Origin of the sequence: Pseudoalteromonas arctica (assembly GCF_012927645.1) — a bacterium.
GTDB classification, from domain to species: Bacteria; Pseudomonadota; Gammaproteobacteria; order Enterobacterales; family Alteromonadaceae; genus Pseudoalteromonas; species Pseudoalteromonas arctica_A.
In genome coordinates, this window is sequence record NZ_JABBMT010000007.1 from 21,017 (window position 1) to 35,699 (window position 14,683).

At 46.2% G+C, this 14,683-nt stretch carries 17 protein-coding genes; all 17 read right to left on the reverse strand.

Annotation, left to right across the window (positions count from 1 at the left end; all coding sequences use genetic code 11):
* Window positions 1–9: 9 nt before the first annotated feature.
* Window positions 10–1,260, reverse strand: a complete 1,251-nt coding sequence (locus HHO47_RS06270) for an SUMF1/EgtB/PvdO family nonheme iron enzyme (RefSeq protein ID WP_169019631.1) — start codon at window positions 1,258–1,260, stop codon at window positions 10–12.
* Complete coding sequence (locus HHO47_RS06275; protein ID WP_169019520.1) at window positions 1,260–1,835, reverse strand: phage tail protein; 576 nt, start codon at window positions 1,833–1,835, stop codon at window positions 1,260–1,262. The genes HHO47_RS06270 and HHO47_RS06275 overlap by 1 nt, the downstream gene beginning before the upstream one ends.
* Complete coding sequence (locus tag HHO47_RS06280) at window positions 1,832–2,635, reverse strand: hypothetical protein (protein ID WP_169019521.1); 804 nt, start codon at window positions 2,633–2,635, stop codon at window positions 1,832–1,834. Before HHO47_RS06280 ends, HHO47_RS06275 begins: the two co-directional genes overlap by 4 nt.
* Entirely contained in the window at window positions 2,628–3,776 is a 1,149-nt protein-coding gene (locus tag HHO47_RS06285) for a baseplate J/gp47 family protein (RefSeq protein ID WP_169019522.1), read from the reverse strand. Before HHO47_RS06285 ends, HHO47_RS06280 begins: the two co-directional genes overlap by 8 nt.
* Entirely contained in the window at window positions 3,766–4,095 is a 330-nt protein-coding gene (locus tag HHO47_RS06290; RefSeq protein WP_169019523.1) for a DUF2590 family protein, read from the reverse strand. Before HHO47_RS06290 ends, HHO47_RS06285 begins: the two co-directional genes overlap by 11 nt.
* A complete protein-coding gene (locus HHO47_RS06295; RefSeq protein ID WP_169019524.1) occupies window positions 4,095–7,571 on the reverse strand; it encodes a phage tail tape measure protein in 3,477 nt (1,158 codons plus the stop codon). The genes HHO47_RS06290 and HHO47_RS06295 overlap by 1 nt, the downstream gene beginning before the upstream one ends.
* A 3-nt stretch (window positions 7,572–7,574) precedes the next feature.
* Window positions 7,575–7,766: a DUF6890 family protein gene (locus tag HHO47_RS19740; RefSeq protein WP_404698972.1), complete on the reverse strand. Its 192-nt coding sequence runs from the start codon at window positions 7,764–7,766 to the stop codon at window positions 7,575–7,577.
* Window positions 7,742–8,029 carry a putative phage tail assembly chaperone gene (locus HHO47_RS06300; protein WP_169019525.1) on the reverse strand — a complete coding sequence of 96 codons (288 nt, stop codon included), beginning with the start codon at window positions 8,027–8,029 and terminating at the stop codon, window positions 7,742–7,744. The genes HHO47_RS19740 and HHO47_RS06300 overlap by 25 nt, the downstream gene beginning before the upstream one ends.
* Entirely contained in the window at window positions 8,019–8,651 is a 633-nt protein-coding gene (locus HHO47_RS06305) for a hypothetical protein (RefSeq protein WP_169019526.1), read from the reverse strand. Before HHO47_RS06305 ends, HHO47_RS06300 begins: the two co-directional genes overlap by 11 nt.
* The gene (locus HHO47_RS06310; protein WP_169019527.1) at window positions 8,651–9,100 is read right to left on the reverse strand and encodes a phage protein; all 450 of its coding nucleotides are present in this window, start codon (window positions 9,098–9,100) and stop codon (window positions 8,651–8,653) included. Before HHO47_RS06310 ends, HHO47_RS06305 begins: the two co-directional genes overlap by 1 nt.
* Window positions 9,101–9,110: 10 nt before the next feature.
* Entirely contained in the window at window positions 9,111–10,211 is a 1,101-nt protein-coding gene (locus tag HHO47_RS06315) for a DUF2586 domain-containing protein (RefSeq protein ID WP_169019528.1), read from the reverse strand.
* 22 nt (window positions 10,212–10,233) lie between these two features.
* On the reverse strand, window positions 10,234–10,866 hold the full coding sequence (locus tag HHO47_RS06320; protein ID WP_169019529.1) for a phage virion morphogenesis protein: 633 nt from the start codon (window positions 10,864–10,866) through the stop codon (window positions 10,234–10,236).
* On the reverse strand, window positions 10,859–11,329 hold the full coding sequence (locus HHO47_RS06325; protein ID WP_169019530.1) for a phage tail protein: 471 nt from the start codon (window positions 11,327–11,329) through the stop codon (window positions 10,859–10,861). Before HHO47_RS06325 ends, HHO47_RS06320 begins: the two co-directional genes overlap by 8 nt.
* Entirely contained in the window at window positions 11,326–11,763 is a 438-nt protein-coding gene (locus HHO47_RS06330; RefSeq protein WP_169019531.1) for a head completion/stabilization protein, read from the reverse strand. The genes HHO47_RS06325 and HHO47_RS06330 overlap by 4 nt, the downstream gene beginning before the upstream one ends.
* Before the next feature lie 108 nt (window positions 11,764–11,871).
* A complete protein-coding gene (gpM, locus tag HHO47_RS06335) occupies window positions 11,872–12,615 on the reverse strand; it encodes a phage terminase small subunit (protein ID WP_169019532.1) in 744 nt (247 codons plus the stop codon).
* 75 nt (window positions 12,616–12,690) lie between these two features.
* Window positions 12,691–13,728, reverse strand: coding sequence for a phage major capsid protein, P2 family (locus tag HHO47_RS06340; protein ID WP_169019533.1), 1,038 nt, complete (start codon window positions 13,726–13,728; stop codon window positions 12,691–12,693).
* Between the two features lie 42 nt (window positions 13,729–13,770).
* A complete protein-coding gene (locus tag HHO47_RS06345; RefSeq protein ID WP_169019534.1) occupies window positions 13,771–14,652 on the reverse strand; it encodes a GPO family capsid scaffolding protein in 882 nt (293 codons plus the stop codon).
* Between the last annotated feature and the right edge of the window lie 31 nt (window positions 14,653–14,683).

Sequence of the window (14,683 nt, forward strand, 5' to 3'; positions counted from 1 at the left end):
AATAACCAATTACGCAAAGAAAGCGGGACGAAAACCGAGATCACTGGGCGTACTCGAACGGCCACTGCGGAGGTTGAGCGCGCCCAAGCCAGCGAGCGAGCCACCGTACCAGTTGCCGCCACGTCGCGGGAAGCGATTGCCATAATTTCGGCAGTAGATTGCACCCGACACAGTGGTTGTTGATTCGGATTCAATTAGCAAACGGCGCAATATCTCAACCTTTTGATACGTTTCTGATTTTGTAATTGCTGCAAAGTGACTGTTTGTTAAATATGGGTTGTCGTTACTATCTTCGCCGATTGGGCCGTTACGGTTTGTAATTGCGCTGTTAAGTACTGGAGATCCAGCACTGTCGGTGCCTTCTGTGTTTGCGACTGGTGAATCAAAATAAGCTGAATGCTTGATCCAGTTTTCCTCTACGATTTCTGGGTTGTTATCTAGCGTAGTGATTACTTGGCCTTCGCTAAGCATCATTTGGTCTAGCCACTCCCACACGTTGCCAACAAGATCTTGAATGCCCCATTCTGTGTGGTCGTGCGACCATGTTGCAGGGCCTTTACCGGTGTCGGTTCTTGCAAGCCCTGACGCATCTCCCGGTATGCCATTATCGCTACTACGGGCTGTTTCTAATTTGTTTTCGTGGCTGCGGGCATAGTTTGTATTGCCGCGTGGTACGGTGTCATTGGCTAGTGACCATAGCGCTATTGCAGCCCACTCGTGAATGCTCATCATGTGCCAGCCTGCGCCCTTCTTGTTACACAGCGCTTTTGCTACATCGTAATCAACTGATGTACGTGGCTGCACACCACCAATTACCGAACAGCCGCCATTAGCGCCTGATGATGCTAGGTATTTTGCAATGAGTACCTCACCCATTTGCTCGCCGTTACGCTGGAACATGGTTGGTGTACCTGTGCCTAGCATTAAGTCAACGCCAAGGCGATCAAGAATTGCTTGGTTGATGTCTTCGTAATTAAAACGCTGGACGCGCACCATGACATTTGGGTTGCCTTGCTCGTCGATTACTACAGTATTACGGCCACCTGACGCGTCTTCGATTGCTTTGCGGTAGCCGTCTGATGCAACGATTGCGAGTTGCGCTGAGTTTGCTGCGACTTGCTGATCAAGTGCGGCTTTTTTACTGTTGTAGTCGCTGGCTAGCGCAGCTGTTTTTGAGTCTATCTCGGCTGCTTTGTTTTCTACCGCTGTAACCACACGGTCTGCCGCTGTTACGATTTCGTTGATTTGTTCAATGCTCATCATAGTTCCTTAGTAAATACTGTAAAATCTGACATTAAGAAAAAGTTACGCAACGTGCGGTACATGTTGTTTACCTGCGCAGTTGCTGTTGTTAGTGATAGCGCGTTTAGTGCATCAATTTGCGGGCTGTAATCAAACATCCATGATTGCGCAGGGATGGTAATGCGAGCCAGTGCCGCCGCTGCTGCAAACTTAAGCACAAACGATCGGTTGTGTACGTTATTTACACCTTGGCGTTTGCGCTGTAATGGCAAGTAATCGACGGCTAATAATGTGCCGTCTTTTGTTACTAGGCCTATCCAGTTGTAGTCAAAGTCGCCGATGTCTTGCTCTAGCACTACAGCCCATGCAACGGTGTTTGCGTCAACATAGCCAGACACATCAATATTGCGACGATGCGTTATTCTTAACGAGCTCGGCATTTGCTCATTTGGGTTGCGCTCAGCGTGCTCGTTTAGGTTTGGTATGTTTGCTAATACCAGCTCTTTTACATCGAGCCCTTTGTTTTCTAGCGCGCGTGTGGTGATGTAGTTTTTACCGGCGTTGGTCATAATGCCGGTGATGGCTTCGCTCATAGTATCTCCTTGGCGATACTGACACCGCCCTCTTTACTTAAAAATCCATAGTGGTGATGTGCCGCAATAACATGCTGTACATCGGTGTTTATTGCTTGATGTGCGGTGTTACTCACTAAGTTATCGAGCCCTAAAAATTGATATAGCAACTCAGTAGGCAGTGTGTGCTTTACGTTGTGCGTTATTGCATGCAGTGGCGCGTGGCTACTTTCATTTTGCAAGTCAATAAAACCATGGCTGTATTGCTGCGCGGCTTTATTTTGTGCGGCTAAATGCAGTGGGTGATCAATGTGGCAGCTATCCCATTGCACATGCGTTAGCCCCAAGCTTAGCGATACATCAGCTTTGTTATGCACGGTTAATTCATAACGGCGGCATGTACGGCCGTAGAGCTGTATTAGCTCTGGGATTAAATTGCTATTGCCTGCGAGTGTTGAGTCGGTCATATCAATGGCGATAATGTCCCAGTCTCGTCCGCTTATGCGTTCACGCACGTTAAGTACTTCTAACCCAAGGCGCTCAAAAATACTTTTAACTGAGGCAATTTCACCGGCATCTATTGTATTTACCAATGCATGCTGCACGCGCTTGCGGTATAGCTCGATTGGTTCGTCATCTAAGCGGTTTGTTAAACGCTCCCACGCTAAAAAACCTAATACGGGCTCTTCGTTTTTCGATTCGTCTTTTTGGTTTACAGCCCACATAACGTAGTCACGTGATTGCTCCCAGTAACCGGTTGCCGCTTTTACGAGTTTTTCGGCGTAGCCTTTGTTTAACCAGGTGGCGATTTCATTAGCCATTTGCCACCTCATTAACGGTTAATGATGTAAGTACCGGCAGCCAGTTCGCGGCGGTTATGTCGTCAATATCAAATTTAATTGATTTAAGCTCGCTAAATTGCTCGTGGCATTCTGCTATTAATTGGCTAATGCTGAACACCGTTTGATGCGCTACGCGTGTGGGTGCATACGCTGCGTTTTGCCTGAATGCGGCTTGTATAAATGTTGTTAGCTCGCTTTGAATACTGTCGCTTTGTGGGTGTAATTTATAGGTAGCGGTAACATTAAAGCCAGTGTTTGCCATGGCGTAAACCATAAAGTCGTCACCTAAACCATGGTGGCCAGCACTGCGAATATGCTGGTTAATCGCGCTCAATAGTGCTGTTGGCACGGGACCCACATCTAAATAAATATAGGCATTGGCAGTACCTGGCCCGCGTGGTGCATCATTTTGTATTTCTATGTTGTCTATTGGTACTGCAAAGCTGGCAATAATTTGTTTATACACGGCGTTAATATGCCAGCGCGCAGCGGTGCCAAACACGTTACGGATGCGCAGGCGGTAATGCTCGGTGCTTTCATCGTCGGAACCTGGCTTAATTAACCAATCATCGTTGTTGGTTACTGTGATCCCGTCTTGTTGTTCTGTAAAGTAGCGATAAGCATGAGCGGGTAAGTTAAACGCAACGCCTGTTTCTGTAGCTTCAGCTTGCGCATACGCAGTGCTTTGGCCGTCGCTAAAATAAACATCTTGCAACAATATGAGTGTGTACGTTTTATCCCCTAGCACATCAGTCACAACTTGTGTGCCGGCAACAACCGAGCTTTCACCTTCGGTATTGAGTCTCGTAAACGTGAGTATGCCTTGTGCTTTTACACCGGCTTGAATAAATACATTACGCCCAGGGCCGTGACGCTCAATGAGTGCAGTTCGGCTGGCAGTCATAATAAATAAGTCAGGCATTAGCTGCGTCGCTATCCAGTTAAATAGCTGTACAACGGGCTTAGTGATCAGCGCTTCAACGGTTCGCCAGAACGGGCCAAACGGTGAGTTGTTAGCAACTTGGATATTTTGCTCTTTCAGCTGTGCTTGCCACTGCATTTGCGCCGTTTGCTCGTCCATTGGCAAGCCTGCTTTTTGCATTAAGGTTTTAAATTCCACTTTGTAGGCCTCCGTATTGGCGCGTTTGCGCGGTGATGCTTAATGTACCGTCGTCATTTCTGTACACTTTTATAGTGCCTGGCTTAATGCGATTGTCTTGCTCTGTGAGTAATTCAAGCTCAGTTAAAATAGGTGCTATACCGTTTTTATTACGCAGGCCAACAAGCTTAGTTAATAGCCCGCTTTCTAAAATTCGGTGCTTAATATCCTGCGCGATAACATCAGCCTTTTTTAATGTGCTTGGGCTTAACGAGTCGTTGAGTACAAAGTCGTTATCTTGTATTTCTAAATCTATATGCAGCGATATATCAAAATTCATTAGCCGGCTAACTCCATCATTTGTTCAAAGCTTTGCGCTACGTCATCTGACTTAATCGTTAAGCTGTCAATGTGCACACTTTTACGATTGTCGCTGTCGCTAGAACTGCTGTTATCTGTATTGCTCGTTAGGTTTTGTAAAAACGCAGACTTTTGCACTTTGGCTTTATAGCTATTGCTTTGCTGTTGTTGCTCAGTACTTAGTTGATCCACTTTGTACGCACCGGCATTGGCTACGTTGGTAATTGCCTGATCTGTTTTAGCCGTTGGCAACGGCTGTAAAGGTGAAACCGTTTGGTTAACGCCTGATAGCTGTACTTGTGTGCTACTAAATACGGGCAAATTGGCCGCGTTAGTAAAATTGTTAGCTGTGCTGTTAACGGTATTTTGTAGCGCTGATTGTGGGGCGAACGGTGTTGATTGTTCGCTATGTCCAACATAGTTATTTGTGGCTGTGCGCGATGCGGTTTTGTTAACCGCATTAGCTGTTATGTCATTTGCTGCAGCATAGCTATTGGTAGCTTGGTTTGTTGGCGCTAGTGTGTAGTTCATTTTATTGACGGCGCTATTACCCTGTAACCCTAAGGCCGAATTAATGACACTGCTGTTTTCTGTGTTGGTAATTGCCTGATCTGTTTTAGTCGTTGGCAACGGCTGTAAAGGCGAATTAGCCGCATTAGTAAAACTGTTGGCTGTGCTGTTTTGGAATGCTGAGTTAATAGCACTGTTATTTATGTTGGCCGTTGTTGCACTAGTTGAGTTTGCACCACCGCTAGCATTTGTGGTTACTGCGTTATTTTTAACGCTTGGGAATGCGTTATTTATTAACGTTTGGCTACGTGCTTGCGCCTGTAAATTTAACGGTGCGGTGGTGTCGGTTGGTACAGCTGGCAAGCGCTGAATAGTAAATTTAAAGGCATCGTTTGCGGCTTCACGCTCGGTCATTGCTTTTGGTTGAGCTGAATAAACAGGATCGTTTGCTGCTTGGTTTGCCGCTGCCACCACGCGCACATTTTCAGTTTCTGTAAGAGTTGTAACTTTAGGCGCTGCATAATTTACAGGGCTATTTGGCGCTATGTATTGCGGGCTGGCTTGCTCGGCTGGCGCGTTTGCCTTGCTGATCACGCGCACATTTTCAGTTTCTGTAAGCGTTGCAACTTTAGGTGCTGCATAATTTACAGGGCTATTTGGTGCTATGTATTGCGAGCTGGCTTGCTCGGCTGGCGCGTTTGCCTTGCTGATCACGCCTTGGCCGTAGTCGCGGCTGTATGCTTGATCTGCGTTTTGCATACCCATTGTTTTTGGTTGCGCGGCTTGCGTTACTTTTGTTGCTTTTATTTCTGTTTCATCATCACCAAAACCAAAGAAGCCTTTTATTGAATCGGCAATACCTTTTAAACCACCTACCTTTTCACTTAACCAGTCGAACGCTTTGCCGTAGCCTTTCATCATCATACCCATTGGCGAGTAACCAAATACGGTTTTAATAAAGTCAAAAAAACTGCTAAGTGGTGTTTTAACCGCGCTCCACATATCGCTAATCGCGCTCGCTATCCACGTGATGCCATTAACAAGCTTAGTTATAAACCAAATAACTGCTTTGATTGGAAACAGTATTAAGTTTAATGCGGCGCCAAACACTAATCCGAAAACTTCACCGGCAGATGTAACACCCTCTAATGCCTGACTTGATTGCTCTACTGGTGTAAATAAAGATGCAAACCAACTGAACACGCTTTTAACTGCGTTAATAATAGGTGAAAATGCTGCACCTAGCTCGCTAAACACCTCAATGACTGGTGAAAAACTGTGTACAAAACCATCCCAAAAACCACTCATAAAGGCCTTGATGGGTTGCCAAAATTTATAGATAAGTGCGGCAAGCAAAACCACTAAGCCAATTATTATTCCAATCGGGTTGGCAAGTAGTGCAACGTTTAAAAAATGCATTATTCGGGTGACGTTAAATAGCCCCATAGCGAACTTACTTATACTCGCAACCGCTCCTTTTGCGTAAGCGCCAATTGCAGGAATATAGCCACCAGTAAAGGCAGCTGTGGTATTAAACCTGCTTTGCGCTAACGTTGCTCGCGCCATGACAGCCGTATAAATTTTATTAGCAAGTGTTGCCCCTTGGGTTGCTTTAGTGGTTGTGTTGAGTGATAAAAATAGCGCTGTGTTCGCTTTTGTATAAAGCCCCGTTGCGTATTTTAGCCCACCTAAAACAGGCGCTAATGTAAGACCTGAAAATTTAAGTAACCCCATAGAAAAGTTTAACAACCCAAATACCGTGACCACCCCCACTACACCAACAATTAAGGTTGCAAGGGCGCTGGATAAAACTGGGAATCTCTCAGTCAGTGACACAATGCCCGCAAAGCCGGCGGCGAGCATTTCAACGAACGGCTCAACCACAGGCAATAAGCGGTTACCCATTGCGGTGGCCGCAGCATTAAATGAACCGCCTAAACGATCCCATGGGCTGGCAATGATGTTTGCCATTTCCAAGGCTTTGGAGTTATCTTGCACGTTTTCAAAAACGGTGATGCCGTCTTTTAATTTGTCTACTTTAGTGCTGAGTACATCAACGGCTTTTGCACCTTGTTTACCAAATATTTGAGTCAGTACATCGCCACGCGCTACAGAACCCAGTGAGGATAAGCGGTTATTAATACGCCCTAGCACCACATCAATCGCGAGCATGTCGCCGTTATCAGCGGTTAATTTTATGCCTAATGCATCTTGCGCTTTACCAATCCCTTGTAATAATGAAGCCGCTTGTGTACCAGCCACTGATCCTGATTTAGCAACCAGTTGCAGTTCGCCCACTAACGCGAATTGTTGAGCCGAGCTTAAGCCAATGTTTGTCGCGGTCGCCCCAAGGTTTGAAAACGCGGCTTGCATTTCTGCACCGGTGGTTTTGTATAGCTGTACGGCGGTGGCGGTTTGCCCTGCTATTTGGTTTACCCAATTCGCTTTGCCCATCTTATTAGCGGTTTTTTCAAAGATGCCATACATGGTGCCCATATAACTGGTGATGGTGGCCGCATCCGCCTTGGTCGCTACAGCTAATATATTTGATGTTTTAGTAAACTCGGATAGCTCATCACCCGTTAGTCCGGCAATGGCTGATTGAATATCGTATGCACTGCGCACAAACTCGGCAGAGTTACCGCCGAACTGAAAGCCAAATTCGTATGATGTTTTGGTTAGTTTTTGCAATGCGTCGTCGGCAACGCCGAGCGATTGCACTTCTCCTAATGCGGCAACGTGATCAATTGCCGGCGCAAGTGATTTTGCAAGGGCGTAACCACCACCGACGGCTGTGGCTGCGCCGCGCATCATTTGTTCTTGAGCGGCGGCGGTTTGCTGGCTCAGCTGATTAATTTTAGCCATGACCTTATTAACCGGCCCAGTGACTTTGTCAATGATGCCGATTGAATAAGTAAGCTTGTCTAATTTGCTGAGTGTTGCCATTAATTACTCGCCGCCTAATGCTGTGCAAATGCCGTTATTTACGGCGGTTACAAAGTTTTCTTGCTGTGATGTTTCAAGGTAAAGCGCCTGTGCCAAGCTCTCGTCAGTTACTGGTAGATTGCCAAAATATTTAGCGTGGTATGCCAGTAACTGATCAAGCCTGCTTTTGCCTATTTGCTTGGCTCGGCTTTCGATTTTTTTACCGTAAAATTAAACTCGGGTTGGTATTCTTCAACAATGGCCCCCACTAAAAACAGCGCGGCACCCGGTTGCTGTACCAGCTCTTTGAGCTTTTTAGCGTCGGCTTCAACCACTGTGTTTAATAAAAAGTTAGTCGCCGGCTGCACCTTGTTGTTCGGCTGAGTCGAGTTAATGTATTTGTTGTAGTCAGCGCCATTGACGTTAAATGTAATTTCGCCAACGGGGGTTTCTAATGTGATGTGTTTCTCAAACGCCATGATCAATACTCTCTTTAATATCTGCTTGCTCTAGCAGTGTGTAGGTAAAATAAGGGCCATACTTGGCTGCTGATTGCTCACACAAAGCAATAAATTCATCAAAGTCATTTGGGCTTGCAAACACCTGGCAACCGGCTGACCATTTATCAACTTGCGTTGATGTGACCTTGCTGTTGGCGCGGTGGCAGTTAATGCCAAAGTAACCTTGTTGTAGTACTGCTTGGGGTGTGACGTCCGTGTCTAACTCGGTGTCGTGGTTGTTGTCGCGTAGAACAACAACGGGTTTATGTTGTACAAGGGCACGGTATTTGCCCTGGTGATAACCCAACGTCCACAAACTTTTGTGCTGGCCTGCAATTAGTACCGCTGTGCCGTCTAGGTTCATTGGGTGTTTGCGCCAGTAATGGCCTGCATCGGTTGTGGCTTTGTACTGCGTTAACTGCCATTCGCCACCCTGTTGATACAGCACACAAATAGCATCATTGAACGTATTAGCACGGGTGTTTGCATGGCGAATACCTATAATGTTTAGGTTTAATTCACCTTCAAACACCTTATGCCCACACGCTTGCATGGTGTTAAGTAGTGTTGCAGCGGTTAAATTTCGAATGGCTTTAGTCATTACAGGTCTCTCACTTCGTCAGCAGTTAGGTATGGCACGCCGTTAATTTTGACAAAATCAGGGCTGGTGATCGGACACTTAATTGAAGTGGTGTCTTCTTCGCCGCCATCTGCTTTGATGTTTAAAAGCTCTTCTAATTGCGGTAAACAACCAAAGGCTTCAATGTTCTTTTTGCCTGCTGCTACCTCGGCATTAAATGCCACGTCGAACGGCTCAATGCCTTTCCAGCTGCCTGCTTTTTCTGCTTGCGCTTGCACGATCAACCAGTTTTCGTGATCAAGTTTCAGGGTTACTTCGCCTTCAACTGGGCCATCAATAAAGCCTTTGGGAATGCCGCGCACTTTTTTTACCGTGCGGCCGTCGGTAATTTTTACTGTGGCTTCCATGACATGGACCATTGAGTTACCAATGAATATGTCGAAGTCCTTGCCGCCTAATACTTTTTGCATGTTCGCGCTCCTATTCTGCGTCGTCTAACATGATCCCAACAATAATGGTGCTCGGGGAATCAATTGGTTTTACTTTAAGCACGACTTGCAATGTACGCGCGTCCATAAAGGTAAGGTTGATGCTGTCGTCTTTTGGCGCATCAATTAAGCCCGGGAACTTGTCGGCGCCAATGTTGATGGACTTGCTCATATCACGAAGGGGTTTACCCATTACACGCTTGCCAAATTCAATACCGCTGGTGCTGTTATTTAAGCGGCGGTTTTTAATTTGCTGAATTGCAATAATGCGAACTGCTCGCGCTGCTTTATCAACAATGCGGCCTGTTTCAATTTGCTGAAAATCACCGCCCTCAGCATCTAGCATGTTTACGTCACCAAAATAAACGCCGTCAAAATCAGGGTAAAACTGGGTGCAACTAAAACGCAGTGCGTCGAGCGCGGCGGTGGTTGAGTTGGTTAACGGGTTGCCTGCGGCATCTGCTGGCAAAGGCATGAGCGACATTGCACCAGTCAATACGCGCATTGGGCTGTCAGCAATAGTGACTGCACTTTTACATAAACGCCCTGTAACTGCGCCTAGTTCGTCACCAAATAAAAGCGGGATAACGGCAACGCGGTCACCCACTACGCCATCGTTTAATGGCTGTAATGCGGTAACTAAATCAGGCCAGTTTTGCTCTGGCGTTAAACCAGGAGCTGCAAGTAAAAAACGAACGCGGCGCGCAAGGCTTGATAAAATCTCAAGCGCTTTTGCTTGGTAGCTTTCAATTTCGGCCTTGCCTGTTACGGGCGTACAAATAACGATGATTTCTGGGCTAACGTCTTGGTCCATTGCTTGATCAATGAGTGCCATTACGTCGTCACCCACGCCATGCGGGATAGCGTAGCCGCTAACTAAATCGTCGCCGTTGCGTTGCCATGCTTTTACTTGAGTTTTTAATGGTGAGTCGGCGGCGCCAAACAGATCATCAAAATCACTTTGTGCATTGATTGGTAAAATGCTGCCATTGTTTTCGGGCGCTTGGCCTAAAAACAATACGCTGCGTTCCACTTGTTTTGTAGCGCCACTGCCTGTTTGAATGGCGGCAACGGATACTTTACCTTGTGCCATGGTCGTTCCTTTTTGCTTTGCGCTACGCCACTTGCATAGCTTTGTTTAAAATAAAACTTTGCTGCTGTTTTTGTTCAGCAACGGTTTGCCCCAAAAAGGAGCGGGCTGGCAAGTCAATTTGCCATGTGCTCTTGCTTGAGCTGCCCTTTAATTCGCGTAGTAAAAACCCTGCTTGATTTTTACTTAAGTGCTCTGTTATCCATTTAATACTTGCGCGTTTTGCACCTTTTCCTTTACCGCGTGGTATTTTGTAGCCCTCGGCTATTAATGCACGGGCTTGGTTTCGTGTTGCTAAACCTTCCTTACGCTGCTCACCATTTTTTTTAGGTGCTTGCCCTGTAATGCTTATCCCTTCTTGCTGCGCCCTGGCTATTTTGCCGGTTCTCGTATTGTTAAAATAAACACTGGCGTCATTTGGCCCGTAACGTACTTTCATTCGGCGCCTTAACTTGGTGAGCATTTTCTTTTTTTTGCCGTTTGCTCTGCCCTTCCACGTTCTGCCAGTTAAATCCTTTTGCTGGGTTATTCGCCCTTTACTGCTTCGGTTTGCACTTCTGATCAATCCACGCATTAAGTTGCTGCGTTTATTTGGCTTGAGCTGTAAAAACGCTAATTGTTCTTTGCTTTGCCCTTCGTCAAACTTGACGTTAAGCACTTACTTCACCATGCAGTGTGAACGCTTCAGCTATCCACAGGCTTTGTTCACCAAAATCATAACGACTACCGTTTAATTCAAATGGGCCGTTTGGTGTGTGTATTAGCTCTATGTCTTCACAAAGCTGGTTAATCGTTAGCTCTACTTCGTTGCTGTTGTCGTCGTTTACGTCGGCACTAAATTCAATGTCAGTGCTATCAAAACGACCCCCATTGTTTTGCAACCAAAACGATGCAAACGCACAGATCAATGCTGCCGGTGCTGCACAAGGGTTTATGCTAATAACCCCTGAGTAATAAAAACGCGCAGCTAATAAGCCGTTGCCATTGACCGTTTTGCTACTTGGCTCTATGCGACCACCTTCTATCCAGCTGTCGAACTGGGTGCGTAGCGCGAGGTTACGGCCTTGATATTCGGCAGTTGCTAAATGCTGTTTAAGCATTGCTATTTTGCTTTGGCTCATAACAGCGCTACCGATAAGTTAGGGCTGAGCGATTGCAGTAATCGCAATGCGTTTATGCTTTGGTGTTGCCAGTGTTCATAATTATCAATGGCGGTTTGGCTTTGTGCTGTGGCGCTGTCGCGATGCGTGCTGCCTAGCTTTGATACCAGTAAATTAGCTTTGGCTTTGCTGTAAACCGCATCGTGATAAAAAATAACTTGCTGTGCGTCTAATGGCTCGCCATTGGTGAGCACTGCGCTGGCTAGTTCTTGGTTAATTTCGTCCTGTGCGCGTTTTAGTTTTTCAACAAGCATCGCACTTTTGCTGGCATACTCTTGGGCTATTGCGTAGTGCTCAATAAAATATGCGGTGCTAAGCACTGGGTAATAGCCATTGCCTGGCACATCAACATTGATGCTTTGTAAATCTGCTTGTGGCATACCGCTTAAGTTCATATTGCACCTGTAAAAATACACACATTAAATTGGGTGCGGGCGCCACTTAGTCACGCGCGTTAAGCAAGTAATGCTAACGTTGTGCTAAGTTGCCCGCTGGCGTTGGAGCTAGTCAGCGGTTTGCTGGTCTGACTCCGCTGGTTTAATCATTTTTTGTAATTCTTTGAGCATGGTTTTAACGCCTGCTTTGTCGTTAATGGCTTGGGCCATTTCGGCAAAGTAAAGGGCGTTGCCTAAGTTGAGCTGTGCTTTGTTTACTTTTGCGGCTATGGCGTAAAGCTTGCCGCCGACCACTTCAAGCCCTGCCCAATCTTGGTTTTTAACTACATTAATTAAGCGATGCAGCGTAAAGCCAATGTCGTGCAGGCCTTGCTGCTTTGACTCAGCAAGGTAGTAATTTGCATCGTCGTAGAGTTGGTCGATAACGAACGCAGGCCAATGCTTGGTATTAAACACGGTTGGCAGTGGTTGCTTTTGCTCAATGATTAATGGCAATAGCTCTAACACTGCATCCCAGCGCTTTAAATCAACTAGCCAAATAAACACCCATGCTAGTACTTTGTTGTGGTGGTTTTGGCCGCTTAAGCGATAGCGGTTGATGTAGCCTAGGTAATCGTTACGCTGTAGCGCTTCTGATTTGTATGTCGCTTTATCTGCAATATCAGTAAATGTTTTTAGTTGAGCTAAGTCAGATTCGATTGCCGCTGCAAAAAACGGGTACTCGTTTTGCTCGGTGTTGTTTGCTGGCGCGTTGGCTTGAGTGGCTGTTGCCGCTGCCGTTGGCGCTTGCTTTTCAGTGCTACTTGGTACACTGCTAACTGCTTTGGCTAATGATTTTTTGACTAAGCTCATTTAAAAACACTCTTTAATTTGGTTAAAAAAAGCCGCCCCGAAACTAGGGAAAGGGCGGCTAATTGGGAATGTTACTTATACCCAGGCGTCGCCTGCGCTGTTTGGTAACTTGATGTTTGCAGACTCAAAGTACATTGCTTTTTCAAGGTCTTCGACGTAGTAGCAATCGTTACGTGATAGGTAATCTTCAACACGTTTCTTTTTGGCGTTGTTTTCTACACTGGTACGCGTTGAGCCCGTTTGTACGTAGTGACTTAAGTTGTCAAAACTGGTGACTAAAATGCCGCGAGCGGGGAAAAACGGGATCTTGTAAGTCATCAAACCGCCGTAGGTATCAATCACCTGCTGCAATTCAATCTTGGTTTTTTCGCTTGGTGTATGGGCTTGTTTTGCATACAGTTTATTTTTGTCGTGCGCTAATAACTCGTCGCCAATAATAGCTACCATGTTTGCACGCTTATGCTCTGGAATACCCTGCAATGCATCGTGCACCGCTTGGTCTAAGTTTTCGTAATCGCCACCGGCACCAATGCGAATTTCGCCAGCGGTTGCACCTTCGCTAATTGCACGCTCTGGTGCATCGCGGCGGATCAACTGCAACCAACCAATGTTTACATCGTTCATCATTGGGTAGGCTGTAATGTCAGTTGTATCGGCTACGTGTGTACCATTCCAACCAATTTTAATAATGTCGAGTGCGATTGCTTGGCGAACGTGGTTACGATAGCGATTATGAAAATCAGGGAACTTAGACCACTGATCCATTTTTACCCATGTGATATGAATGTCACATTCAACCGGGTAACAGCGGTATTCACGCTTAGCGAGCTTTGATACATCGCGGGTTTTACGCTCTTTGGTGTCGTCGGTTTCTACGCCTGCACGGCCTGTAATACCACCGTCTACACTCATGATCACCGATTGACCAACTAGGTCATCAACCGGTGCGGTGTTGATCATCTGTAAAAATTCAGCTGACTCGTAAACGGCGTCGTATAAACGCTGCTCTACTGTTGGCTCTACATTGAATTGCTCACTCATAGAGGTAACGCCGTAATTAACGGCCATGCCTGCCATGATGGCGACGAATAAATCTCTTGTTCTAGTCTTCATCTGCTTTCCTGCGTTTTGCTAAGTAATGTTAAGGTGATGCACTTACAGCAATTTGCTGTATTTGCCTTCTTCGCCTTCGGGTTCTTCGTCAGCGTCGGTTGTGCCACCCGCAGGTATTTTTAATGCTTTTTCAAACTTGTCGGTTAGCTCAGTTAGCATCTGCTTAGTTGAAGATAACTCTTCTTTAACTTGGCTTAGCTCTGTGCTTTGTTCGCCTTCTGGCGGCGTTTCTTCGTCTTCCACTTTGGTGGTTGAGAATGAATCAAGCTTAGTGATCACGCCGTCGAGCTTTTGGCCGAATTCGGCAAGCGGTGTGCCGAGTGCATCTTTTAATGCTGTGGCTAATTCTTCTGGTTTCATGTCGGGGTCTTCCTTTGCGAATAGTCGTTTAAAAAAGGGTTTTTTAGGTGGTGTGTCGATTGGCTCACATGACCCTAAATCAACGGTTAATAAGGCGACGTCCTTGTCGTCTGGCTTGCTCTTACTACTGAAATGGATTCGGTCGGTGTAGCAGCTTGCTGGGTAGTCGGTCACTGCTAAGCCGGTTAGGTAGGTTTTGCCCGTGCCCATAAAGTCGCGGCTAATTTCGATACTAAAGTAAACCGCTTGGTCTGCTTTGTTCAGCTCAACAAACCCTTGATTGGGGGCAAGTACGGCGTATAAGCACACAACGCCTTCTTCGTTTTCATAGGCTTCAACACTTACTACATCGCCCAACATGCCGGGAATATCTACGTTATGTAAGTTTTTAGCAGCCCAGCCAGACCAATTAAATTCGTGATCAATATTAATGCGGGCGCCGTATTTGCGCGGGTTGTAGGTTTCTACTATGTCGGCTACGTCTTGCTCTGATATTTCACGGCCATCAACGGTCATGCCAACGGCGGCGATTGATAGCGGTTTTGTACGTAGTTGACCTGGCATAAACAACCCTTTTTAAATGTGTTTAAGTTAA